The sequence below is a fragment of the Frankia sp. AiPa1 genome, assembly GCF_023243075.1.
In the GTDB taxonomy this organism is placed as follows: Bacteria; Actinomycetota; Actinomycetes; order Frankiales; family Frankiaceae; genus Frankia.
In genome coordinates this window covers 1-23639 of sequence record NZ_JALKFZ020000139.1, presented here as the reverse complement: position 1 = coordinate 23639, position 23639 = coordinate 1, and the positions used below count along the sequence as shown (strand labels likewise).

The following is a 23639-nucleotide window of genomic DNA, read 5'->3' as shown; positions in this document are numbered from 1 at the left end:
CAGGACGGCGACGAGGCGGCCTTCGTGGGGCTCGTCGAGCGCTGGACGCCGACGATGCTCACAGTCGCGTATGGGTTCTCGTGCCCAGCCGGGCCGTGGCCGAGGACGTCGTGCAGGAAACCTGACTTTCCATGCTCCGACGAGGCCGATCCGACTCGAGCCGGGCAACCAGCGGGTGCTGCCGCACCGCGGGCGGGCCAGACTGCGGCAGGCGTTGGAGGAATACATGAACGAGGCACACACATGACCCGCGGCCTGGAGATCGACTGCAACGCGCTCGTCGAGATCGTCACCGCCTGCGCGGGCCATCTTAGACACCGGAAGTGAGCCGAGGGGCAACTTGAAGACAGCTACAAGCACCTCGGAATTTTTCGGAGGCTTTGGACCGCCGGCCGGCGACGCCCGCACGCGCGCCGATCGGCTACTTGAGCCACTGCCACAGGCAGCCGCCGGAGCCGACACCCTCCCGGGGTGACTGGCCCCCTTGGCCATCAGACGGCCCCTACAACAACCCGCCAACAGTCTCTTTGTTCACCATTCCAGCTTTTCGTGTCGGTAGAAGAGGTGGCCTGTCGGCCCGGAGGCAGGCAGGTCGGTGAGCCAGAGAAGGTCGCGTGCTGCTTGTGCAGGGGTGCGGTCGGCACTGGCCGGGCCGATGCGGGTCTGGACGCGGCCCGGGGAGGCTGCGTTCACGAGGATGCCGGTGCCGGCGAGCTCATCGGCAAGAATTCGGGTGAGTGCGTTGATCCCGGTTTTGGAGATGCGGTAGGAGGGACTACCGGATTTCACCTCGCGGAGGACGGCCATGTGGGTGGTGAGGTTGAGGATGCGTCCATAGCCAGCGGCGTGCATGTGCGGGATGACGGCAGCGCACATCCGCCAGGTACCGAACAGATTCGTTTCGATCGTGCGGTGCGCGACGTCGAAATCGGGGCTGGCTGCGGGCATGCGTGCGTCGATCGCCACGGCGGCGTTGTTGACGAGGATGTCGATCCGGCCGAAACGACCGGCTGCGGCGGTGACTGCCTGGGAGATGGAGTCCTGGTCGGTGAGGTCGATGGCTGCTGGGTGGACGTGGCTGCCGTGGGTTTGGAGTGCCAGGGCGGCCTCGTCGGCCGTTTGGCGGTTGCGGGAGGCAGCGACGACGTGAACACCGGATCCGGCGAGCTGCTTGGCGAGCTCAAAGCCGATGCCTCTGTTGGCGCCGGTGACGATCGCAACACGGTCCGGGCTCATGCGCAGGCCGCCAGCTGACGGTCGAGCTCTTCGATAGCCGGGTCGGTGCGATGGACGGCGAGCCGGGTCCGTACCTCGGCGATGCGGCTACCGTTGCGTGCCGAGGGCGCCTCTTCGAGGTGGGTCAGGGCGTCGTGGGCGAAGGCGGTGGCCTGATCGAGGTCGCCGAGGTCGGCTTGGACGGCGGCATGCCGGAGTAGGTAGGTCGCCCGATCGCGTCCGCGGGCCAGGCCGTTGTGTGGGTCGAGCGCGAGAGCGAAGTACCGGTCGGCAGGGGCCAGGGCGCCCAGTTCCGCAAACGTCATCGCGACCTGGGCGCAGTACTCGGCGTCGTCGAAGTACCTGACCCAGACCGGGTCGTTGTCCTGGGGGCCGGCCGCGTGGTGAGCTCCGGCCTCGGCGAGGGCGGCGGTGCACTCACGGTGCTCGCCGAGCGCCGCGTGTGCGCGAGCCTTGCGAACGGCGAGCATGGCGCGGGTGCGGGCGGTCCCGCCTTGTCCTGCGGCCAGGGCGGCGTCGGCGACCGACAGTGCGTCTGTGCGCCGACCGACGTCGAGGAGCTGCAGGGTCATGTTCTTCAGAACATTCGCGCCGAGGACAGGGTCGCCGGCGCTGTGGGCGGCATGCAGTGCGGCGCCCCAGTAGCGCTGGGCAGCCGCAGGGTAGCCGGCGTCGCAGGACGCCCAACCCGCCAGGCGGGCCAGTTCGCTCGCTGCCCCCGCGAGTCGCCGCCCCTGCGGGTCGGTGTAGGTGGCCTCGTTGAGCAGGTGGGTGACCAGTCGCAGTTCCGCGTCCACAAGGTGGCGGACGGTAGCGCCGCCGAGCTGGTCCTCCAGCGCGCGAAGCTGGGGCAGGCGGGCCTCGATCTGGGCGATGGTCTTCGCGCCGACACGACGGCCTGCGGTCTGTTCCAGTGCGGGACCGGGTGGTAACGCCTGCCATCCACCGGCGAGCACTGCGAGGACCGGTCCGGTCTGGGCGAAAAATGCACGGCGGTCCACCAGCGCGTCCTTCGTAACGTCGTTGAGTACGCTCCTCGTGCCCGCTGACGTCCAGGGAATAACCCGCCTGGCGTCCGCGAAGGCAATCGCGAGCAGGTCACCGCCGGCGCCCAACGCACGGTCAAGTGCCGCGGCGGTCTGCCGGCTGGGTAGCCGCTTCCCGAGCTCAAGGTCGCAGATGTGCGACTTGCTGCAGTGCGCACGCGCGGCAAGCGCGCGGATGGACGTCTGCCCGCGCCATCGGCGCAGCGACTCCCCGAACGTCTCCACGCGCTCATCATCGCGCTGCCGGGGCAGGTGTGACGAGCCACTGCCGGTCGCAACGTGTCCGCAATGGTGTCCGCGGTCGCGCGGACAGCGGACACCGTTGCGGACAGGCAGACCCTTCCGAGAACCCCTCGGAGACGGAACGATGCGACTTGAACGACATGCTTGATTACCAAAAGTTACCCCAGGAATGTCAACTTCAGCAGAGATTGGAACGGATGAGCACGCAGGGTGGGAACCATCTCGATGTTGGCGAGGCGACCGTGGAAGCCGGCGCTCTGCGGGCGGCCATGGTTGATGAGCTGCTGGAGCTGGGAGCGATCAGGTCCCCGACGGTCGCCCACTCCTTCCGAAGGGTGCCACGGCACCTGTTCGCGCCAGGCGCCACGCTGAGAGCGGCCTATACGGCGACGGGCACCGTCGTTCCGTTGCGGGACGAGCGCGACCGGCTGGTGAGCACGGTCTCGGCGCCGCATATCCAGGCGATGATGTTGGAGCAGGCCGGGGTGACGGCCGGGCTCCGGGTCCTTGAGATTGGCTCGGGTGGCTATAACGCGGCGTTGCTCGCGGAGCTGGTCGGCGAGACCGGTCTGGTCACCACCGTCGATATTGATCCCGAGGTTGTCGCCCGCACTCGCCGGTGCCTGGACGCGGCAGGCTACCAGCGCGTCGATGCCGTCCTGGCCGACGCTGACGATGGCGTGCCGGGGTCTGCACCGTATGACCTGGTGATCGTGACGGCTGCGGCGTGGACAATCCCGCAAGCGTGGACGAACCAGCTCGCGCCCGGTGGCCGTCTGGTCGTGCCGTTGCGGCTGCGTGGCCTGACGCGCTCGGTCGTCTTCGAAAGCGATGGGGGCCGGCTGGTCAGCCGGGACTATCAGACGTGCAGCTTCGTGCCGTTCCGCGGCGTCGGAGCCCCACCCGAGCAGGTGATCCTGCTGGGTGGCGAGGACGCGGTGATCCGGCTTGAGGAGCCGCCGTCCGGGGACGTCGAACAGATCCGCCAAGCGGCCACCTGGCCGCGGATCGCGGCCTGGTCGGGACTCAGCAGCGGCGAGGCGTTCGACGATCTGCAGCTCTGGCTGGCGCTCGGGCTGAACGACTTCGGTCTGCTCATGGCCCGTCAGGCTGCTGTCGACCGGGGCGTGGTGACCCATGCATGGCCGCTGGGCATCCCGACGGCGCTTGGCAAGGGCAGCTTCGCGTACCTCGCGCTGAGCCCGAAGACCGTGGAACAGGCCAGCCGGGAGTTCGGCGTCTACGCCCACGGCCCCGAGGCTGAAATTCTGGCCGCCGAGTTCGTCGCCCGGATCCGATCCTGGCGCGGCACGGGGCACCGAGCCCGGATCGAGGCGTTCCCCGCCGGCACCCCCAATGCGGTGCTGCCGGCCGGCGGTGTCGTACTCGACCGGCGCGACCGCCGTCTGGTCGTCTCCTGGCCAGACGACGTCAAGCTTCCCGGCTGACAAAGGCCGGGAATACCCATGCACCTTCCCAAGGAGGCTCCATGTCCCTGATGAGTAATCCGACGGCGCCCGCGGTCGATCCGGCCTTCGACCTCGACGTGAGCATCATCGAGTCTGGTCCGATGGTCAACGAGCTGCTGAGCCTGACCGACGACAACTGCGGCACGACCTGCGAAAGCGCCTGCACCACGACCTGCCCGTAGCCCGGAGCACTTCGGCAGTACGCGCGGCAGCCGATGACGCGGCGCGCGGCCCGGCCGGCTGCCCTGCCGGCGGCCGGGCCGTCGTATCAGACAGGGACTCAGATCATGCCGATCTTCTATGAACCGTCCCGTGCCGCCGCGCCGGGGACCGCCCACCAGCCGACGCCGGCCCGCATGATGGGGTCGGCCGCTGTCCTTGGAACCGTATCGGCGTCCGGGAACGGATCGGCTGCGGCGGGCGGTCGCTTCGGGGCCTATCAGGCGATCGATGCCGCGGTCGTACGCCTCGCGGAGCAGATGCCAGGTCTGACATCCATGCCCTGGCCTGATCTCGCCGAGGGGCCCGAGCAGGTCGAGTGGTGGCGTGGGTGGCTGCGGAAAATCTGGACCTGCGACCCGTTCGCGGCGGCGGTCGAGATCGCCAGCCCGGTTCTCGCGGCCCGCGTCGCGCGGGCATGCGCCGGCGAGGCGATGCCGGCGCGGCAGGTCCGCAGCGCAGTGCTCTCGGTTCTTCGCTACCGGCTGCGGGTGGCGAGCCGCGCCACCCCGTTCGGTCTGTTCGCCGGGATCGCTCCCGTCGAGCTCGGCACAGGGCTCGACGTACGCACAACCAACCCGCGCCTGCTGGCGGCCCGAGTCGACACGGCCTGGTTGGTGGGGCTGCCTACTCTGGCGGCGGACACCGGCGTGTTGGCGTTGCTGCCGGTCGTCGCCAGCGATCTCGCCTTCATCCGCGGCGACCGGCTGGTCCTTGCCTTCCAGCAACCAGAACCGCCGGCTGCCCGGGGCACCACTGTGGATATCTCGCTTCGGTACACCGCAGCCGTCGCCACGGCGATGCGCGCCGCGACCCTCCCCACCCCCATGGGCCGGCTGGCGGCGCGGCTACACGACGAATTCCCCACAACGCCACAGTCGATGATCGACCGCTTACTCGGCGAGCTACTCGCCCGCAGATTCCTGCTTTCGGCGGCGAACCCGCCGGCAACGGCGACCGACCCGCTCGGCCACACCCTCGCTGTGCTGCGCGCCGCCGGCATCGTGGAGACACCCGAGGCTGCAGGCATGCTCGGCGAGCTGGGGCAGCTTCACACCGATCTGTCGGCGCACACCGGTTTCCCCAACCACCGCCCGCTCTCCGCCTCGGCGACGGCGTCATCCACTGCGCCTGTGCTATCTGTGGACCTTCGTTCGCCGTACAGGCTGCATTTGCCACCTGTGGTGGTCCATGAGGCTGAGAAGACCGCTGATCTGCTGGTGCGCCTCGCGCCCGCCCCGGACGGGACCACCGCATGGCGGGACTATCACGCCCGCTTCATCGAACGGTTCGGCGTCGGCGGACTGGTGCCGCTCCTCGACCTGGTCAATCCCGGGATCGGCCTCGGCTTCCCGACCGGATACCGGGGCAGCCGCTTCGGCCCGGTCCGGCCGACAGGCATGTCCGCACGCGACGAGCTGCTGTTTGACCTCGCCCAGACCGCCGCCGCGACCCGCTGTCGCGAGGTTGAACTGGACGAGCCGCTCATCGCCGCCCTGACGACCGACACGACCGCGCAGTGGGTGGCGCAGCCACATGCCGAGATACGGTTCCGCCTCGACGCCTCGGACTCCGGCGCCGTCGAACGCGGCGAGTTCCATCTGGCCGTCGCCGGGGTGGCACGCGGCGCCGGCGCCACGGTTGGCAGGTTCCTCAACCTGTTCGACCGGGCCGATCAGGACCGGATGACCGCAGCCTACCGAACGCTGCCGACCGTCGGGCCAGGCGCTCTGCTCGTCCAGGTGTCGGGCGGTGCGCTGACAGCCGCCGGCGAGAACGTCTCGCGCGCACCGCGCCTCCTGGACCATCTGCTGGCGCTCGGGGAGTATCACCCACCCGGCTCGGACCTGGTATCGCTCACCGATCTGGCGGTCACCGGTGACGCTGACCGTCTCTGGCTGGTCTCGCTCTCCCAAGCCCGGCCGGTGGAACTAGTCGCCTTCCACGCCCTTGAGCTGTCCAGGTCGGCCCATCCGTTGTTGCGGTTCCTCTGCGAGATCGGCGCCGCCCGTGCCGCCGCGTGCACCCCGTTTTCCTGGGGAGCGGCCAGCCGGCTGCCGTTCCTTCCCCGTATTCGCCACGGCAGGGCGATTCTCACCCCCGCCCGCTGGATCCTGACCGCCGACAGCCTCCCCGACACGTCTGCAGACTTCGCCGGGTGGGCCGACGCCGTAGCGGTGTGGCGCGACCGCTTCCACGTGCCGAACGCGATGTTCCTCGGCGAAGATGACCGGCGTCTTGCCCTCGATCTGACCGAACCCTCCCACCTGCACCTGCTGCGCGCCGACCTTGCCCGCACCGGCCGCGTCATGCTGCGCGAAACCCCGCCACACGACGCGGCCGGCTGGATCGACGGCCGCGTTCACGAGATCGTCATCCCGCTCGCCAGGTCCCTGACAGCGACGAGCACACGGCCAGCACCGCGCGTATACCCCAACCGGCTCATCCGGCTGACAGACAGCCATCTGCCCGGCCACGGCGACTGGCTCTACGTCAAGCTCTACGCCGAGCCCGACCAGCAGCCCACCATCCTCACCAGCCACCTCGCCGACCTGTGGGAAGAATGGGACACCACGCCACTCTGGTGGCTACTGCGCTACCAGGACCCCGAGCAGCACGTGAGGTTACGGATACGCCTCACCGACCCCGACGAGTTCGGCGCCGCGGCCAGCAGGGTCGGCAGGTGGGCAGCCGGGTTACGCCGCGCCGGCCTGCTCCACCGGATCGTGTTCGACACCTACCAGCCAGAGACCGGGCGCTTCGGCACCGGCCCCGCGATGGCCGCCGCTGAGGCGGTATTCGCTGCCGACTCTGCCGCCGCCGTCGCACAGCTCACGACCAGCAGCACCCACCGCGCACATCTCTACCCGCTGGCCGCCGCGAGCCTGCTCGACCTCACAGCCAGCTGCCTGCCCGGCATCGATCCGGCAGTCTGGCTCGTCAACCGCCTCCCACGCGCCCACGGCCCAGGACTCGACCGGGACCTCCACCGTGAAACCCTCCGCCTCGCCGATCCCCACCACGACTGGGAGGCGATCCGAGGCCTACCGGGCGGTGAGCAGATCCTCGCGAGCTGGAGCCGCCGCCGTCAGGCACTCGCCGACTACCAGACCGCACTGACCGCGACAGACGGCACGTCGACCGCCGCCGTGCTGCCCGCTCTGCTGCACCTCCACCAGTTCCGCATGACCGGACCCTCCTCGGACACGGAACTTCTATGCGCCCGGCTAGCCCGCGCCGCCGCGCTGCGCCTCGTCCACCGCACCGGAAGGACGCCGTGACCAGCCTGCTGCCAGCCACGACACTCGACTCTCACGCATTGGCCGCCGCCACCGCACTCGCCGAACAGCTCGCCGACCCGGCGACCGTCCAGGCGCGTGGAACCCGGCGGCGGGGCCAGTCGCTCGCGGGCGGCGCCGCCGGTATCGCGCTCCTGCATGTGGAACGCGCCCGCACCGGCCACGGCGATCCCACGATCGCCCATGCCTGGCTTCGAGCGGCCACCCGCGAGCCGCTCAGCGCCGGCCCCAACGCGAGCCTCTACTTCGGCGCGCCCACCCTCGCTTTCGTCCTCCACGCCGCTGACCGGCCCCGCGACCTCACCGACGTACTTCCCAGACTCGACAGGGCAACCGTCGCGGTGACCCAGCGTCGGCTCGCAGCAGCCCACGCCCGGCTGAACAGCGGCCGGCGGCCGGCGCTCGCCGAGTTCGATCTCATCCGCGGCCTGGCCGGCCTCGGCCGCTACCACCTCCACCGCGGCCACCCGATCACCGCCGATATCCTGACCTACCTGATCCGCCTGACCGAACCTCGAGACGGCGACGAGCGGCCCGGCTGGTGGACCGACCTCGACCCGAGCGGCGCACCTTCCGACCGCTACCCCCACGGCCACGGCAACGCCGGTATGTCCCACGGCATCGCCGCCCCGCTCGCCCTCCTCGCCCAGGCCCGTCTGCACGACATCCAGGTCGACGGGCAACGCGACGCCATCGACCGGATCTGTACGTGGCTCGACTCCTGCCGGGGAGCCGGCCCTGCCTGGCCTGGCATCGTCACCCACCCCGTCGACGATCAGGAACCAGGAAGGCCCCGTGGACGGCAGCGGCCCTCCTGGTGTTACGGCACCCCGGGCATCGCCCGCGCCTACCAACTCGCCGCCCTCGCCACCAGCGACACCACCCGCCGCCGCACCGCTGAAACCGTGATGGTCGCCTGCCTCCACGACCCCGCCCAGCTCGACCAGCTCACCGACATCGGCCTCTGCCACGGCCTCGCCGGCCTCCTCCACACCGCGTACCGCATCGCTACAGACGCCACCACGCCCGACCTCGCGACCGCGTTACCTCCGATCGTCCAACGGCTCCTCGACCGACTCCCCGCCGCACACAGCGACCCCGAGCTCCTCGACGGCCTCGCCGGTGTCGCTCTCACCCTGCACACCGCCGCCACCCACACCACCCCCGTGACCAACTGGGACGCGGCCTTCCTGCTCGCCTGAAAGAGACCGATGACCAGCTTGCGAGGACCAACTCAGGCACCCACCAACGACGGCCCACCGCACGGCCCCTGCGACGACGCTGGAACAGCGTGGCGTCAGCTCAACCTGCGGCTCACCGACTACACCCAGCCCGACGCCGCAGGTCGCGCCCTCGGCAGCGCCCTCGCCCGCGCCCAAGACGAAGGCACCCTCGTCACATGGTGGTTCATCCGCAAGGCCCCCCACTGGCGGCTCCGACTCCTACCCGCCCCCACGACGGACAACACCGCGACAGACGCAATGATCGGGATCCTCGACCTGCTACGCGAACATGGTCACCTCACCGGTCACACCCAGGCGATCTACGAAGCCGAGACCCAGGCATTCGGCGGCCCCATCGCCATGGATGTCGCCCACCAGCTATTCCACGAGGACAGCCGCTATCTGCTCACCCACCAACCGGTCAGCGCTGCACGCACCCGCGCGCTTTCCGTCCTGGCCTGCACCACCCTCATGCGTGCCGCCGGCCAGGACTGGTACGAACAAGGCGACGTCTGGGCCCGCGTCGCCGCACACCGCGCCTTCCCCGACAACCTCTCCGACCAACGCCGCGCCCTCGAGCCTCATCTTCACCAGCTCCTCACCGCCGATACCGGCACCCGCTTCCCCCTCGCCAGCGACGACCAGCCGCTAGCTCACTGGCTCGACGCCTTCACCAAGACCGGACGCACACTCGGCACGATGGCCCAGGACGGCGCACTCGACCGCGGGCTGCGCGCGATCCTCGCCCACCACATCCTGTTCCACTGGAACCGATCCGGCCTACCATCACACACCCAGGCCCTACTCGCGCACACCGCCAAAGCCGCGATCTTCGCATGAGCGAGACCCCGGCCAGCCCCTCAAAGCTGCCGCCGTCCATCGCGGAGCGGTTTCCACTCGTGCCCCGACCTCGGCCTCCCGCAGGCGGCCTGCAGGAACGCCTCGCCGAAATCGACCGCCTCGCGCATACCCCTGCCCCCACCAGCCCGGCGATCCCCGCCGCAGAAGCACTCAACAAAGCCGCCCTACTCGCCAGCGACCTCGGCCACTCCCATCTGGCAACCCGACTCTGCTACCAGCAGTTCCACGCCTTCAACCACGCCGGACCGCTACCCCCATCCCTCGCGACCGCCGCCATGCAGCCACTGGTCAACCTCGGCCGGCTCGCCATTCGCGCCCGCGACACCACCCGCGCCTACACGATCTTCGAAGGCGTTTACAACGCCACCCGGACACGGACCGCCCTCATCCTGGACGGCATCGACATTGACACCGCCAAACTGTTCGACAGCGACGAGTCGGCGCGTACTGCCGGCCGGTTCCTGTGGACCGTGCTGATCGGTGACGGCACCCGCGCGCTCACCCGCGCAGGCCGCTGGGACGACGCGCTCACGCACCTGCACCGCCACCGCGGCATCGGGCAACGGCTACTCGACGGCCGTCAGACTCTCATCCTTGCCCGGCACCTCGCCGGCGACACCAAAGACGCCCTCGCCACGCTCACCCAAACCGACATCACGCAGCCTTGGGAGCGGGCCATAGCGGCGACGCTCCACGTCTTATGCCTTCACGCAGACGATATGGCGCCAGGCGACACTCTCGCCTCCGCGATCGACACCTACGAGGCTTTCGACTGCGACCCAGCCCACCGCCTATTCCGCACCCGCCTCGGCCTCGTCCTACTCGAACTTGCCCACCGCGAGGCCGACAGCGCACGCCTCGCCACCGGGCTGATCGACGATATTGCGAGTGGAAAAGACGGGCACACCGCCACCGAAGCACTCTCCCACCCGAAGCTCAAACCGCACCTCAACGAAACCAAGATCACCGCTCTGAGTCGAACCGCCGCGACTGCCGCGACCAGAAAACCGACGCTCTCTGTCGCAATCCTCGAAGAACTTTCGGCGACAGCCGACACTGCCACGAGAGCCCTTTCTGACTACATAGCTGAGATTATCGCTCGTCCTTGCCTGACCACCGTTCTTGATGGTCGATGATGGCACGAGGAAAGATGACTGAATAGTGTTGCAGCGGCCGCCAATTCCGATCGCCATCGGATCTCAGAAATGATCGAATTACAGTCTTTGAACGCGCGGCACTGTTGATGCGATTACGACGCCGGGCGACGCTTGACTTGGCGGCAGCATGGGGCGACAGCGACCTTCCCGCCCACTTGATCACCACCCTCACGCCCGACGGCGCGCTGATCGGTGTCCGGACTGCCCTGCTTCTTGCCGGGTTTGCCCGCGTGGCCCCCCGCCTCTGCGCCGCGATCGTCGACCGCCTCACCTTCGGCGGCACCATCCTCGAGACCGGCACCGGCTCCTACCGCCTCGCCCACACCCGGAACCGCACCGAGCACCAAGCCTGACCGCCGTCACCGCCACCACGCCGCCCCGGGACCGCATCCACATCTCATGAGCAAACGATCATGGTTGCGACGTCGGACGCATCCAGAACCGACGACCAACTACATCCAGCCGTGACGAACAGAGCCACCGGTGATCGAGGTTGAGGTCTCAGTCAGGCCGACGTTGGCGCGTCGGTCGGGAAGGCATGCCCGTGCTCACGGTAGTACCCGAGGACAATGGATCCGAGGACGGCCAGGCGGCCAGGCCGTCGCTGATCGATGAGATCGTCCGGGAGGGCGCGCGGCGGATGCTCGCGGCCGCGTTGGAAGCCGAGGTCGACGCCTACATCGCCGAACTCACCGGCGAGCGCGACGACCGGGGTCGCCGGCTGGTGGTCCGTGACGGCCATGCCCAACTGCGGCAGGTGATGACCGCCGCGGGCGCGGTCGAGGTCACCGCGCCCGCGGGTCAACGACCGCAGGGTCGACCCGCGGGGCGCGGCAGCGGTTCTCCTCGGCGATCCTGCCGCCGTGGTATCGCCACTCCCCGAAGATCGCCGAGGTGCTGCCACTGCTCTACCTGCACGGCCTGTCCTCGGGCGACTTCATGCCCGCGTTGGAGCAGTTCCTCGGTTCGGGTGCCGGCCTGTCCGCGTCCGGCCCGAGCGGCGACCGCGGGGTGGAGACGTTGACCGCCCAGAGATGGGCGGCGGACGGGGCCCCGGTTCTCGTCCGCGATCGCGGTCAGCCGCCGCCACGGCTGAAGCAGCCGCGCTATCCGGCGCATGGTCAGCGCCGGCGTCTTTCAGGTGACGCCTGACGGTCTACCGGGCCGACGACGTGTCGGCCCGGTAGACCGCTTCGGGCACTCAGACCGTTTACCTTGCCATCTCAGCAGGATCGGCTGAAGGGAACATTCGCGAAGCGATCGGCGAGGAAGCTCACGGCGTCACTCTGGGAGGTGAAGATGACGGTGGCGTGATCGCCGAGATAGTCCTTCCAGCGAATGGGTGAACCGGCCGCGCAGTACGTGTCCTTCAGCGCGACGCCCTGCGGCCGTGCGACCAGTTCGTCGATCGGCCAGGCGTGGTACATGAAGGTCGGAACCTTCGGCGCCACCGCGCCCAGCTTCTGCTCGTTGATACGGGCCTTCCAGGCCGCTGTAGTCAACGGGTTGATCGTCGTGTAGTCGCTGAGCTTCCTGAACGGATAAATGGTGAGAGACTCGACGCAGTCATCACTGAAGTCGGTGAAGAACTTCTTCCCAGACGCGTTGAGGTAGCTTTCCAGATCCAGTTCGGGGTAGGCGGAGTCCAGTCCCAGTGCGGCCATTGCCAGGACCGCGAATCCGAGTCCGCCGTCGAGCTGCTGGGAGACCGCGAGCAGATCGGCGGGAATACCGCCCGCCGAGATGGCCTTGAGGTTCAGCTCCGGCGCGTAGGTGGGCTGCAGCTCGCCGGCCCACGCGGCAGCGCCGCCACCCTGCGAGTAGCCCAGCAGGCCGACGGGATTCGCGGTGCTCAGGCCAGTCTCGGGCAGCCGCTGGGCGGCACGGACCACGTCGAGGACCGCGTGGCCCTCGGAGCGGCCTATCACGTAGGTGTGGACCCCGGGGGTGCCGAGCCCTTCGTAGTCGGTCATCGCCACGGCGAAGCCGCGCTGGAGCGCCTTGTCGATGAAACCCTGGTTCTGGGCCACGCTCACCAGGCTGTTCTTGGACGGGGCGCACTGGTCACCCAGACCGACCGTGCCTGAGCCGAGCGAGACGATCGGCATGCCGACCGGGCTCCTGCCCTTGGGCACGAGAATCGTGCCGGAAACCGCGTTTGGCTGCCCCAGGGCGTCACGCGAGTGATACAGGACGAGATACGAGCTCGCATTACCGGAATCGGCCTGCTTGCGATACCAGATCACATCACCCGGATTTCCGGCGGGCAATGGGGAGGGCGGTGTGTAGAAATCGTCACCAGCCGGCCCAGCGACAGCGGCCGCGGCCGCGGCAGGCGTCGCACTGACTACCGGAAGGACAGCGCCCAGCATCGAGAGGGCCAGCATCGCCACGAGTGAGCTGATTTTCGTTCGTGGCCACAGCCGCCGGCCGGGTAATCTCTGGAACATGTCGATCAACCTTCCTTCGTTGTCCTGGTAATGACCCGAAAATGACCTTGGTTGACCCGGGAGTCCGGTCGGACGGGCGGTCGAGGCGACAGCGGGTTGGCAGGTGGCCGATTCGCACCCAGGATTTAGGCACCCGTCGGGAAGGCCGACTCATCCGCTCGTTCTTTAACCGCTCTGAATAGGGCGCACTGAAGTTGTCGTGGGATTTCTCGGTGATGGAGGCGCATCTCGGTCTGGCAGCTTGCCGACCGGTATCGGGCTCATTCCACCCCGCGCCGCCGCGCGGGAGTCCACGAGTTTGACTAGTGCACTTCTCCTCGCAGACGCGTCTATCCGATCATGGTCCCCCGTGTCGAGCGCCGCCACCCCCCGAGTTACCGGCGAGTACTACTTGCGAGTAGGAACGGGACGCTAGCAACACGATCCTTCTTTGCCTAGATCGAGACCAACATCACATCCCGGAACCCCGCAGGTAGCAGCGATCTCGATCTTCGACTCCGGCGCCGCACGACCAGGAAACAGCCTTCCTGAACCTCGGTTCACGCACCGATTTATCAGGCCAGGATGGGGATGACGGCTTGCTACGCAAGTGGAGCACAGCCGGCGGTCGGCAAGATCGGGCAGGCATCAACGCAGGATCCGGCGAGATTTCGACGCGCGCACTGGATAGCACCAAAGTGCCCGTACACGGTGTCGGCGGTCACGAGATCCTGTCCAGTGACGGCCGTGTGGGTGCCCGCTGGTGGCCAGTAGAACTGGCTCTGGCGCGGATCTTGTGATCGGGCTGGGTCTGGGGCTCCGAGATGGACGGATGATCGCTTCTTGCGATCATGTCCGCGGTGCGACTTCCTTGATCTTGGAGTCTTGCTTCCGCACCTGGCGAGTGTCGTGGTGGAGTGGGTCGACCGTGCCGGTGATGTGGTCGAGCCGACCCGGCCGACCCGGCCGACCCGGCCGAGCCGGCACGCGCTGTCCCATGGTCGGCGGCCGGTGGAGGTCACCACGGACAAGGCGCCCGTCTACCCCCGGATCCTCGACGAGCTGCTCCCGAGGCCTGCCACATCGACGCCCCCAGGAGATCAACCGGAGGTGACCGTCGACCTCCGTCCGGAGAAGTCGTGATGGGCTTCTACTCGGCCAGCGGCGGCCCGTCCAGGCAACAGTGGACGGCCCCCGACCTGCGCGGCGGCCCGGTCGACCAGGCAGGTCGAGGTGGATTGCGGATGGTCGACGCGGCGATCGTCCCACCGATCGCACACACCCCGGCCGCGATGAGTACCGCGGTGTGAAACCCCTGGGAGAACGCCGCCGGGTCCAGATACGTGGCGCCGGTGATGCCACCGGCCGCCGGTAGGACGGCAACGGCGATCAGCGTGGCCGCACGGGCCACGTCGTTGTTCACCGCGGAGGCGATGCCCGCATGCCGCGCGGGCACCGCGCCCAGCGCCGTCGCCGTCAGCGGTGCCACCGTCGCGGCCAGACCCAGGCCGAACACGACCACGGCGGGGAACACCTCGGTCAGGTAGCCACCCGCCGCATCGATCCGGGCGAGCAGCGCCAGGCCGGCGCCGACCAGCAACGGTCCGAAACTCATCTGCGCCCGCGGTCCGATCCGGGCGGCAAGCGCCCCCGACCGGGAGGACAACGCCAGCATGAGCACCGTCACCGGCAGCAACGCCGCACCCGACTGCAGCGCGCTGTAGCCGCAGACCTGCTGCAGCTGCAGCGGCAGCAGGAACAGGGCGCCGCCGAGGGCCGCGTACACGGCGAAGGTGACCAGGTTCGTCGCGGCGAACTGACGGGCGGCGAACAGCTCCAGCGGCAGCATCGGCACCGTCACCCGCCGTTCCCAGGCGACGAAGGCGAGGAGCAGCAGCACCCCGGCGCCCAGAGCGCCGGCCACCACCGGTTCGGTCCAGCCGGCCCCCGGCCCCTCGATGAGCCCGTAGGTCAGCCCGACCAGGCCGAGCGTGACCAACGCACCGCCGACCACGTCGACCCGGCCGCTGACCTGCGGGTCACGGGACTCGGGCACATGACGCCAGGTCAGGATGATCACTACGGCGGCCAGCGGCAGGTTGATCAGGAAGATCAGTCGCCACGACCAGGCCTCGACCAGCCAGCCGCCCAGGAACGGCCCGGCGGCCGTGGCCACCCCGCTGAGCCCCGACCAGGCGCCGATCGCCCGGCTGCGATCCTGCGGGGCAAAGCTCGCCTCCAGAATCGCCAGGCTGCCCGGAGTAAGCAGGGCCGCCCCCACCCCCTGCAGCGCCCGGGCCCCGACGAGCACCGGACCGCTCGGCGCGAACGCGCACCCCATCGATGCGACGACGAACCACACGACGCCAGCCAGGAACATCCGTCGCCGGCCATACCGGTCGCCGAGGTCCCCGGCCACGAGCAGCAGCCCGGCCAGGGTCAGCGTGTAGGCGGTGACCACCCATTGCAGTGCGGACAGACCGGCGTCGAGATCCCGGCCGATCGCCGGCAGCGCGATGCCGACCACCGTCGCGTCGATCGAGGCGATCGCGGACCCGAGCACGGTCGCGGCGAGTACCCAGCGGCCCGCCGGGCTCGCGACTCGCAGGTTCTCCACCCGGCCTCCTGCCTACCGCGCCGATTCCGGTAGCCCGCCCCGCCGCGGTACTCCCGGCACACCCCCGGCGTGGCTCTGATGACGCACGCCTATGCCTCCAGCAGGGAAGCCGGCGCGCGGGCGGGATCGGCGCCGCTGGCGACGTTGCGTTCCGAGCCACCCTCCCATGCCAGTCCAGGCACGGCGCCGTTGCATCGCCATCCAACAGGGCATTACAGGCGTGTCACGCACGAGCCTGGTCACGTCCTGCACGAGTTCTCGCGGATGCAGGTGTACGGCAGCAAACTTGCCGGGCCGCTGACAGTCACCTCGCCACTCATTGCCAACCTACGCGGAAAGATCGTCATCTCTGAGTAGTTTCAGGTAGAACCAGAACTGGGGATTGTCGGCTACCAGCCGTCGCCCCCTGGCGTCATAATAAAGAATTGATGATATATCGGAATCGGCAGCAATCTGATCGACCACTTTTTCGACGAAGATTCGCTCTACAGAGCGGGCGCGCTGGGGATGACTTCGCTTGTAGTGGTCCAGCGAGAGAACTCCTCGTGGATTGTGCGCCAGGGCTTGCAGGAGCTCGACGCAGATCGACTCGTCCGCGCCATCGAGCGCAATGAAGTCCGCAACCGGCTCCTTGAAGACCTTCTGCAGGCCGTCGTGTACCCAGTAGGCAGCATGATCGATGTCGGTCTCGATCCTCCTGGTTCGGAGCACGGTTTCCTCTACGCCACTGAGGGTCGCCAGCCACCAGCACAGTTCCTGCGCGACGATGAGGCTGCCTGAGGCCATGTCGACGATCGCCTGGCGGTTGTCGAATTCGATGTTCAGTGCGCGCTCGCCGAGTTCAACGAGTGCGGCCAGTTCGAGCCGCGTGGCCGGCTTGGCCTCCATGACGTAGGTTCTCGGCGCAATGTCACGACTCATCCGTATGAGCGATCTCGCTGTCTCCGGAATTCCAGCGATGACAATCTTGGCCGGCCTCACACCTTTGCGCGGCGCCTTCGCCGCGCCCTGGTCGGCAAGCTTTTTCAGATAGTCGACCACACGCCCCTTGAGATCGTAGGGCAGCCGATGAAAATCATCGATGACCAGGAGCTCGTCGTGCCCCTCCTCCACGGCCTTCCAGATCAGGTCTATATCCTTCGGCTCGCGGGCGGTGCGCCAGTCCACCTTGGCGAAACCTGCCTGATCCTGCTCGATGGCATGCCGCAGCATCGTGGTCTTCCCGGAGCCGGCAGCCCCTTCGACGATGACGCTGAGTCCGGGCTGTCGCAGCTTCATCTTGAACGGGATGAAGAGTTCCTGCTGAACGAAGGTGACGTTCGGGATCTGCGAGGAGATGAAGACGTCGCCGAGATCGAAGATCGGCCGCCGCCCATGGTTGTCTTCCGTCGGAAAGTCGGGCCTGTGGTTGCCCCGCGGAGGGGGGGACAACACAACCCCGGCGATGTCGTCACCGCCGGCCGTACCAACCGGAAACCTGGGTTCCATACCACCGGGCGGGCCAACCGGAAAACTGGGTTCCTTTCTCGGCCTCGCGCGCCCCCGGAGCGCGAACGCGATCGAGTCAAGCAGCCTCGCTCGAGCCTCCTGCCGGTCCAGCCCGAAAAGGTCGACACTGACGATGCTTCCGAGGATGGGCGGCGCCGCGACGTCCTCGACTCGGATCGGAATAAGCCTGCGCGCTGCCCCCCGCGGGTCCGCACGGAAGGCCGCCTGCCATTCGGACTGACCGAAAACTGATCCCAGGTAGGAGGACGAGATGACCGCCAGCGTCCGACCGGCAAGCTGGATTCCGCGTTCCATTCCGACGAGCCAGTTGGATCCCGGCGCGAAATCCCAGGCCTGGAGCAGTACCCTGTATCCACCCTCCTCCAGGGTCCATGCGATCCATACCGCCCAGTCCTGATCGGCCGGGGTGTAGGAGACGAAGAAATCCCGTCGCCCCTCCTCCTCAGGCGCTGTCACGTCCTCGGGCTCCTCGTCCCGCGGCGTGCTCCCGGTAGCAGGCTTTCCGTCCGCACCAACCGCGAAGGCGAAGACAGCATTACCTGGATACTTCTCGTGCGCTGCACGGAGCAGTGCCAGGGCGCCACCGGCGATGACGCCATTGGCAAGCATCCGGGCAACCTCGTGCCAGAAGAGTTCGGCGTCAGCGGATGCCCACCCGGGTTGCCGGCCACGTGGGATGCCCACGTCGTCGAGCAGCGCACCTGCCTCAGCCCGCCGAGAGAACACCTCTGCAAGTGTTCTGACCTCCAGTGCCGATAGTTCCCGCTCCACCACGCCCCCGCAGCTGCCGTCAGCGGCCGTCCATCGCCCCACTGATCGTAGCGGCTGCACATGTAGTCGGGGATTTCGCCGTAACCAGGGTGGCGCGAAGGCGCGCGGCGCCTCTTCTGACGCGCAGCAGATTATCCGGAGGCATTCAGCGTCAGGTCTGGTCCGATCTCGCCCAACGCAGTCGGCGACCGGGGCGAGCCGTTCGGCCAGCGTACCGGCGTGTTCGGCCGGGCCCCAGTCGGCCACGGCGTGGGCGAGCAGGGTGATGCCATGGGGGCAGTCCGCGTCGGCTTCTCCGAACACAAAGGCGCTGGTTCAGGTGGTCGGGTTCCAGCGGGTGATGACATCGAGGGTGGGCGCGGTCGCGGTACCGCGTGGCTCGGCGACGAGGCCGGCGGACTCGGCGACCTCCGCGACGTCGTCGATGGTCTTCACCGGGCGTCCGGCGGCTTCGGCGAGCAGGAGTGCGCGGGTCAGCCTGCCTTTCGTCTGCTTCGCCTGGTAGCTGAGCGGACGGCGGGTCCAGCGCCCGTCGACGAGTTTCTCGGTCAGGGCGCGTACCGGCAGGGCGCTGGCGCGCATCGGTCCGGTAAAGGATGGCACGGTCGCGTAGTCCGATGAGCGGAGGTCCACGACGAGGTGCTCGCCGACGGCAGCCGGGACGGCGGCGAGCAGGCCGGGCAGGGCTGGCGCGAGCAGGTCGGGCAGGGCTGGCGCGAGCCGGGCGCGCCAGAAGGCCGCAAGCCCGGTCGGTGCGCTACGGCCGCGTAGGCCGGGGACCGCCGCCGCCATGGCGACCCGATGGTCGGGCACCGGCTCGGCCGCGCCGAGGAGACCGAAGGCCCCGTTTGAGATGAACAGGGTGTGGCCGGCCGCGGCTCGTGCGGCGGGTGGCAGCGTCGCCGGATCCAGTGCCTGGTAGAGCACGCCCACGAATCGGTCGAGCGCGGGCATTGTCGGTGCGTCCAGTATCGCGGTGTTGGCAGCCAGGTCGGCCTGCGCGCGCGAGGCCGGCAGCCGCAGCGCCACGATCGCCGCGTTCGGCTCGGCCCGGCAGAACGCGGTGACCGCCCGCGCGACCTCGGCGCGGGCTTGCGCGAGCGGGCCGTCACCGAACCCGGCCGTCCGCAGGGACGGCCCGTCGCCACCGGCGGTCTTCGCCTCGCTCGGCGGCAGCAGGACCCGCACCTGTCCGACATCCTCTCACGATCTCGGCATCCGGCGTTCTGTGGCTGCCAGGTTACGGTGGCATCGAGGACGATCAGCCCGGCATCCGCATCCATGCGATGCGATGCGGATGCGTCCCAAATATCAGGATCTCCTGCCGTGACCAGGGAGAACATGACGATGACCGCTGAGGGCGGGCCCGCCAGTATCACACGCGCTATCCGGGCGCGGCAGATCTGTAAATGGCGTCGTAGCGGATCAGGCGATCTGGCGCAGATCGTCGCCGTAGTCGAAGATGATCCGCAGGCGTGCGCCCAACGCGCGGGCATAGCGGCTCAGGGTTGCCACCTCGTTCACATCGAGATCGCCGTTCTCGATCTGGCTTACCCGGCCAGGCGAGACACCCATCAGGTCGGCGACCTGCCGCTGGGTCAGACCCAGCCGCCTGCGTTCCTCGGCCAGGTGGAAGGCGCTGGCCCACGCCTCGGTACGCGCCCGTTCACCAGCGAGCGCCGCATCATCGCCGTCATGCAGCTCGGCGCGGATGTCCTCCCAGTCATGAAACTCGGTCATGAGCCCTCCCGCCGTTTCCGCTCGACGGCCAGCCAGCCGTCGTACACAACTTCTGCCGCCGGAATGGCCGTCCTGTACCACCGCGACCAGAGCTGTCCGGATCCTCCCGGCGCAGCGAGCGCAGCCACTCCCGCGTCTCGGACGTGACCTTGATCGCCCATCGTGCCGGGGTCACGGACATGGATCAACTATAGCTCAGACTAAACATGGTGCCTGAGGTGCCCCTTTTCTTCCGGACAGTACCCCCTACTAAAATAGGGGCTGCGGGTAGCAGCCTCGCCGAGACAAGCGCCCCCGATTACGGAGCCTTTCGACATTTTCCGTTTCTTCGTCTTAAGAATAAAGCAGACGTCTTCGTCGGTTACCCGTACGCCGTAGCTGTTCAGCTCGGGTGAGAGGCTGTGTTTCTGTGTTTGCGGGGGCTGGAGCGGCCGTCGGCGGGGTTTCGGGTGTGCTGTCCGCGGGCGGCTTGGTGGGGCGGGGTCGTCAGCCGGGTTGGGCGGCGGGTGGGAGCCAGGGGCCGGTGGTGAACAGGTCGGCGAGGACGTCGAGGGTGCTGCGGGCCCCAGACGACCCGTCCAGTCAGCGGCACCGGCGCGGTCCCGGCGGTCGTCGCCGCGCAGCACGGGCAGGTCCGCGCCACGACCCGGTACTCGGTCACGTGCGGCCGGGGCGGGGCCGGTGGGGTGTCGAACACCTGGTGGCGCCTCGTGGCGAACACCGGCGCCCCGGCCAGCGAGGCGCCACAGCCCCCGCAGCACGGCCGGTCGATCGTCAGCGTCTCGTCCGGGTCGTCGACCATCATCCGGGTCTGCCCGGGCGCCCCGGGCTGCTTGCCTCGCGGCCGGCCCGACGACGTCCACGACGACCGCGACGGGGCCTTCGTGTACGGGTCCGTCCGACGACGGGGGCCGCGACGAGTTCTGGCTGTTCTTCCCCGCCTGGCGTTCCAGCTCGGCGACCCGCCCCACCAGCGCCTCGGCCTGCCCCACCAGCTGGGCGATCAGCGCCGCCTGCTCGGCGATCGTGCCCGCCTGAGCCGCGATCGTGGCGTCCCGGTCCGCGAGCAGGCGCACGAGATCCTCGTACGTCGGCCGGCCACCAGGCTCCGCACCCGCGACGCTAACGGATCATCACCCACCGCCACACGATCACAACACAAGATCCGGAAGACGCCCGCTCAACCGAGCTGAACAGCTACCCGTACGCCCGTGACGCGAAGGCCTCGATTCGGCGCCTCGCCGACGAGATCGCCGATGCGCGCAGGGGCGGACCGCTCTCTGCCGTCTCTGGATGTGAGCAGTCCTTGGCCGCCCGTCCCCATCGAAGTCCCCCCCACACTAGTCAGGTATCGTTACGACTGCAGTCGTACAGCAGCACCGAAGACAACGGCCACGGGTGCGAAGTCACTGAGGGTAGATGGCGCAGGCGGAACGCGGCGAGCGCAGCGGCGCGCACGCGCCGCCGCCTCGATCGGGTCGGCGGCGATATGGCTCGGCAGCGTTGACGTACGGTGCGAACCTCGTGGGATCAGGCAGGCGATGGAGCGAGAGCGGCATGGACGACGAGCAGCGGGTTGATCTGGGGCTGTCGTTGTTCATCCCGTACCGGTATACCGAGGACCGGATTTTCCGGGCCATCCAGGATGCCGGGTTCGACGACTGGACCCTCGCCCAGTGCCGGGTGTTTCAGCGCATCGCACCGGACGGTTCGCGCCTCACGGACCTCGCTGATCAGGCGCAAATGAGCAAGCAGAGTGCCGGCGTGCTGGTTGATCAGCTGGAACGCCTGGGTTATGTCCGACGGGTCCCCGACCCTACGGATGGCCGCGCCCGGTTGATCGTGATCGAGCAACGTGGCCGGCGGGCGGTCGAGGTAGCCACGGCGACACTCGACGAGATCTTCTCGGAGTGGAAGGCCTACCTGGGCACCCGCAACTTCACGTTGTTGCGCCAGATCCTGGATCAACTCCGCGAGATCACCGACCCCTACGCGCAGTAAACCCGGCCGCGCCGAGCCGTCCTCCCCGATTCCTGTGGCCCCGAGCCGCCGGGGGCAGCGGGCGCGAGCGGGCTTCGACTCCGCCTTGACTTAGTCAGTTCTACTGACTAAGTTAGTCAATGATCCTGACGATGTTCCCAGCGATGGATGGGTTTACCCCGAGCCACGGCACCCCCACGAGTCGGACCCGTCGCCACCCTCACTCGCCCCCGAAGGGAAACACCATGTCCACTGTCATCACCGGCGCATCAGGCCACCTCGGCCGGCTCGTCGTCGATCAACTCCTCGCCGCCGGAACGCCCCCGGCGCAGATCGTGGCCACCGGCCGAGACATCGACAAACTCACCGACCTCGCACGCGAAGGGGTCACCGTGCGCCGCGCGGACTTCACCGACCCGAACACCCTCGACGACGCATTCGCGGGCGCAGACGCGATGCTGCTGGTCTCGACGACGACAGTCGAGGAGCGGTTCGACAACGCCCGCAACGCCATCGACGCGGCGGCCCGAGCGGGTGTGTCCCAGATCGTGTACACCAGCATCGTCAACGCCTCGACCGCGCACATGACGCTCGCGCGCGAACATCGCCGCACCGAGGACTACCTGCGTGACAGCGGTTCGGCGTTCGTCATCCTGCGCAACGGATGGTACTTGGAGAACTACACCGACCAGCTCCCGATGATCATGAAGTACCACGCATTGTTGGGCAGCGCGCACGACGGTCTGGTCAGCGCGGCCAGCCGACGCGACTACGCGGCCGCCGCCGCCGCGGTGCTGATGCAGGACGGGCACCTCGGAGCGACCTACGAGCTCGGCGGAACGCCGTTCACCCTGACCGAACTCGCCGCCACGATCAGCGATGCGCTCGGCACCCCCATCGCCTACCAGGACATGTCGGTCGCTGACTACACCAGCGCCCTGACCGCGGTGGGGCTACCCCCAGAGATGGCCGCCGCCGTCGCCGACGCCGATGCCGGACTGGCCCGCGGAGAGCTGTTCACCGCGAGCGAGGACCTGGTGAAGCTCATCGGCCGGCCAGCAACCACGGCACACGAAGCCGTCCGAAACGCCGCGACCATCCAGGCGTCACGGTGAACACCTCTGCACCCGGCGTCGACACCCACGAGATGGTCCTGATCCACCGCGTCATCCGGCGCGAGTTCGGTCAGCTCCCCCGCCTGTTCCGCTCCGCAGCCAATAACCCTGCGCGATCCAAAATCATCGGCGCGCACGCCCGGGAGATGTTGCACTTCCTCCACACCCACCACACCGGCGAGGATGAGCTGCTCTTTCCCTTGCTCCGCGAGCGAGCCGCACTCGACCCAGAGCTGATGAACCGAATGGATACCCAACACGCGCAAGTCAACGACGCCGTCGCGGCCATCAGCACGGAATTGCCGATGTGGACAGCGAGCGCGGACGCCGCCGCCGGCAAGCAGATGGCGGCCCTCATCGACGCCACGATGCCGACACTGATCGATCACCTTGCCGAGGAGGAACAGAAACTGCTCCCGATCGTCTCGGCCACACTGACGCAAAGCGAATGGGACGCGCTCGGCAAGCACGGCATGAGCGCGATCCCGGTCACCCGGCGGCTGATCATCCTCGGCCACATCACCGAGGAAACCGACGAAGCGGAACGACAGAAGTTCCTGCAGGTCGTGCCCGCCCCAGCTCGTCTGGCCTACAAACTGGTCGGCCACCGCCAGTTCACCCGCGAAACCACCGCGATCCGCGGCTAACCCCAGGGCTGCGCGAAGGTAGCTTTCGGCTACGATCAACTACGTTGAGTAAACGCCAGGTGTGATGGCTCACGCGTC

Annotated in this window: 17 protein-coding genes and 3 pseudogenes; 12 read left to right on the top strand and 8 right to left on the bottom strand. The window is 68.4% G+C overall.

The window, feature by feature from the left end:
• Window positions 1-531: 531 nt before the first annotated feature.
• Together MXD95_RS14460 and MXD95_RS14455 are read right to left on the bottom strand one after the other, a co-directional pair.
• Window positions 532-1236 (bottom strand): SDR family NAD(P)-dependent oxidoreductase, encoded by a 705-nt coding sequence (locus MXD95_RS14460; RefSeq protein ID WP_250641131.1) that lies wholly within the window; start codon window positions 1234-1236, stop codon window positions 532-534.
• Complete coding sequence (locus MXD95_RS14455) at window positions 1233-2507, bottom strand: helix-turn-helix domain-containing protein (RefSeq protein WP_250641130.1); 1275 nt, start codon at window positions 2505-2507, stop codon at window positions 1233-1235. The genes MXD95_RS14460 and MXD95_RS14455 overlap by 4 nt, the downstream gene beginning before the upstream one ends.
• Before the next feature lie 215 nt (window positions 2508-2722).
• Here MXD95_RS14455 and fxlM point away from each other — a divergent pair, with 215 nt between their 5' ends.
• The 8 genes and pseudogenes from fxlM to MXD95_RS14415 form a co-directional block, all read left to right on the top strand.
• On the top strand, window positions 2723-3973 hold the full coding sequence (gene fxlM / locus MXD95_RS14450; RefSeq protein WP_250641129.1) for a methyltransferase, FxLD system: 1251 nt from the start codon (window positions 2723-2725) through the stop codon (window positions 3971-3973).
• A 41-nt stretch (window positions 3974-4014) separates the two neighbouring features.
• On the top strand, window positions 4015-4176 hold the full coding sequence (locus MXD95_RS14445; protein ID WP_250641128.1) for an FxLD family lanthipeptide: 162 nt from the start codon (window positions 4015-4017) through the stop codon (window positions 4174-4176).
• Between the two features lie 105 nt (window positions 4177-4281).
• Entirely contained in the window at window positions 4282-7494 is a 3213-nt protein-coding gene (locus MXD95_RS14440) for a lantibiotic dehydratase (protein WP_250641127.1), read from the top strand.
• The gene (locus MXD95_RS14435) at window positions 7491-8714 is read left to right on the top strand and encodes a lanthionine synthetase C family protein (RefSeq protein WP_250641126.1); all 1224 of its coding nucleotides are present in this window, start codon (window positions 7491-7493) and stop codon (window positions 8712-8714) included. The genes MXD95_RS14440 and MXD95_RS14435 overlap by 4 nt, the downstream gene beginning before the upstream one ends.
• A gap of 9 nt (window positions 8715-8723) precedes the next feature.
• On the top strand, window positions 8724-9575 hold the full coding sequence (locus MXD95_RS14430) for a thiopeptide-type bacteriocin biosynthesis protein (protein WP_250641125.1): 852 nt from the start codon (window positions 8724-8726) through the stop codon (window positions 9573-9575).
• Entirely contained in the window at window positions 9572-10732 is a 1161-nt protein-coding gene (locus MXD95_RS14425; RefSeq protein ID WP_250641124.1) for a hypothetical protein, read from the top strand. Before MXD95_RS14430 ends, MXD95_RS14425 begins: the two co-directional genes overlap by 4 nt.
• A 137-nt stretch (window positions 10733-10869) precedes the next feature.
• Window positions 10870-11106: a hypothetical protein gene (locus MXD95_RS29660; protein WP_250641139.1), complete on the top strand. Its 237-nt coding sequence runs from the start codon at window positions 10870-10872 to the stop codon at window positions 11104-11106.
• A gap of 191 nt (window positions 11107-11297) precedes the next feature.
• Window positions 11298-11743 (top strand): annotated as a pseudogene (locus tag MXD95_RS14415) (transposase); the annotation flags it as partial.
• A gap of 233 nt (window positions 11744-11976) precedes the next feature.
• Here the strand turns inward: MXD95_RS14415 and MXD95_RS14410 are convergent.
• Window positions 11977-13203, bottom strand: a complete 1227-nt coding sequence (locus tag MXD95_RS14410) for a lipase family protein (protein WP_250641138.1) — start codon at window positions 13201-13203, stop codon at window positions 11977-11979.
• Window positions 13204-14103: 900 nt separating this feature from the next.
• On the opposite strand from MXD95_RS14410, the pseudogene MXD95_RS29300 reads away from it, so the two are divergent.
• A pseudogene (locus MXD95_RS29300) lies at window positions 14104-14285 on the top strand (IS6 family transposase); the annotation flags it as partial.
• Window positions 14286-14332: 47 nt separating this feature from the next.
• On the opposite strand, the gene MXD95_RS14400 reads toward MXD95_RS29300, so the two are convergent.
• The 5 genes and pseudogenes from MXD95_RS14400 to MXD95_RS14380 all read right to left on the bottom strand — a co-directional run.
• Window positions 14333-15799: an MFS transporter gene (locus MXD95_RS14400; protein ID WP_250641123.1), complete on the bottom strand. Its 1467-nt coding sequence runs from the start codon at window positions 15797-15799 to the stop codon at window positions 14333-14335.
• Between the two features lie 327 nt (window positions 15800-16126).
• The gene (locus MXD95_RS14395) at window positions 16127-18082 is read right to left on the bottom strand and encodes a TIR domain-containing protein (protein WP_250641122.1); all 1956 of its coding nucleotides are present in this window, start codon (window positions 18080-18082) and stop codon (window positions 16127-16129) included.
• A gap of 312 nt (window positions 18083-18394) precedes the next feature.
• Window positions 18395-19267, bottom strand: coding sequence for a YaaA family protein (locus MXD95_RS14390; RefSeq protein WP_250641121.1), 873 nt, complete (start codon window positions 19265-19267; stop codon window positions 18395-18397).
• 237 nt (window positions 19268-19504) lie between these two features.
• Window positions 19505-19819: a type II toxin-antitoxin system RelB family anti-toxin gene (gene relB, locus MXD95_RS14385; RefSeq protein ID WP_250641120.1), complete on the bottom strand. Its 315-nt coding sequence runs from the start codon at window positions 19817-19819 to the stop codon at window positions 19505-19507.
• 514 nt (window positions 19820-20333) lie between these two features.
• A pseudogene (locus tag MXD95_RS14380) lies at window positions 20334-20895 on the bottom strand (DUF6444 domain-containing protein); the annotation flags it as partial.
• 481 nt (window positions 20896-21376) lie between these two features.
• Between MXD95_RS14380 and MXD95_RS14375 the strand changes: the two are divergent.
• From MXD95_RS14375 to MXD95_RS14365, 3 genes are all read left to right on the top strand, one after another.
• Window positions 21377-21820 carry a MarR family winged helix-turn-helix transcriptional regulator gene (locus tag MXD95_RS14375; RefSeq protein WP_250641119.1) on the top strand — a complete coding sequence of 148 codons (444 nt, stop codon included), beginning with the start codon at window positions 21377-21379 and terminating at the stop codon, window positions 21818-21820.
• A gap of 224 nt (window positions 21821-22044) precedes the next feature.
• Entirely contained in the window at window positions 22045-22914 is an 870-nt protein-coding gene (locus MXD95_RS14370) for an NAD(P)H-binding protein (protein WP_250641118.1), read from the top strand.
• On the top strand, window positions 22911-23561 hold the full coding sequence (locus MXD95_RS14365; protein WP_250641117.1) for a hemerythrin domain-containing protein: 651 nt from the start codon (window positions 22911-22913) through the stop codon (window positions 23559-23561). The genes MXD95_RS14370 and MXD95_RS14365 overlap by 4 nt, the downstream gene beginning before the upstream one ends.
• The last annotated feature ends 78 nt before the right edge of the window (window positions 23562-23639 follow it).

Bases quoted from the DNA above. Each gene is read 5' to 3' on its own strand.
- MXD95_RS14460 (WP_250641131.1), bottom strand. From the start codon at position 1,236: ATGAGCCCGGACCGTGTTGCGATCGTCACCGGCGCCAACAGAGGCATC.
- fxlM (WP_250641129.1), top strand. From the start codon at position 2,723: ATGAGCACGCAGGGTGGGAACCATCTCGATGTTGGCGAGGCGACCGTG.
- MXD95_RS14445 (WP_250641128.1), top strand. From the start codon at position 4,015: ATGTCCCTGATGAGTAATCCGACGGCGCCCGCGGTCGATCCGGCCTTC.
- MXD95_RS14440 (WP_250641127.1), top strand. From the start codon at position 4,282: ATGCCGATCTTCTATGAACCGTCCCGTGCCGCCGCGCCGGGGACCGCC.
- MXD95_RS14430 (WP_250641125.1), top strand. From the start codon at position 8,724: ATGACCAGCTTGCGAGGACCAACTCAGGCACCCACCAACGACGGCCCA.
- MXD95_RS14425 (WP_250641124.1), top strand. From the start codon at position 9,572: ATGAGCGAGACCCCGGCCAGCCCCTCAAAGCTGCCGCCGTCCATCGCG.
- MXD95_RS14410 (WP_250641138.1), bottom strand. From the start codon at position 13,203: ATGTTCCAGAGATTACCCGGCCGGCGGCTGTGGCCACGAACGAAAATC.
- relB (WP_250641120.1), bottom strand. From the start codon at position 19,819: ATGACCGAGTTTCATGACTGGGAGGACATCCGCGCCGAGCTGCATGAC.
- MXD95_RS14375 (WP_250641119.1), top strand. From the start codon at position 21,377: ATGGACGACGAGCAGCGGGTTGATCTGGGGCTGTCGTTGTTCATCCCG.
- MXD95_RS14370 (WP_250641118.1), top strand. From the start codon at position 22,045: ATGTCCACTGTCATCACCGGCGCATCAGGCCACCTCGGCCGGCTCGTC.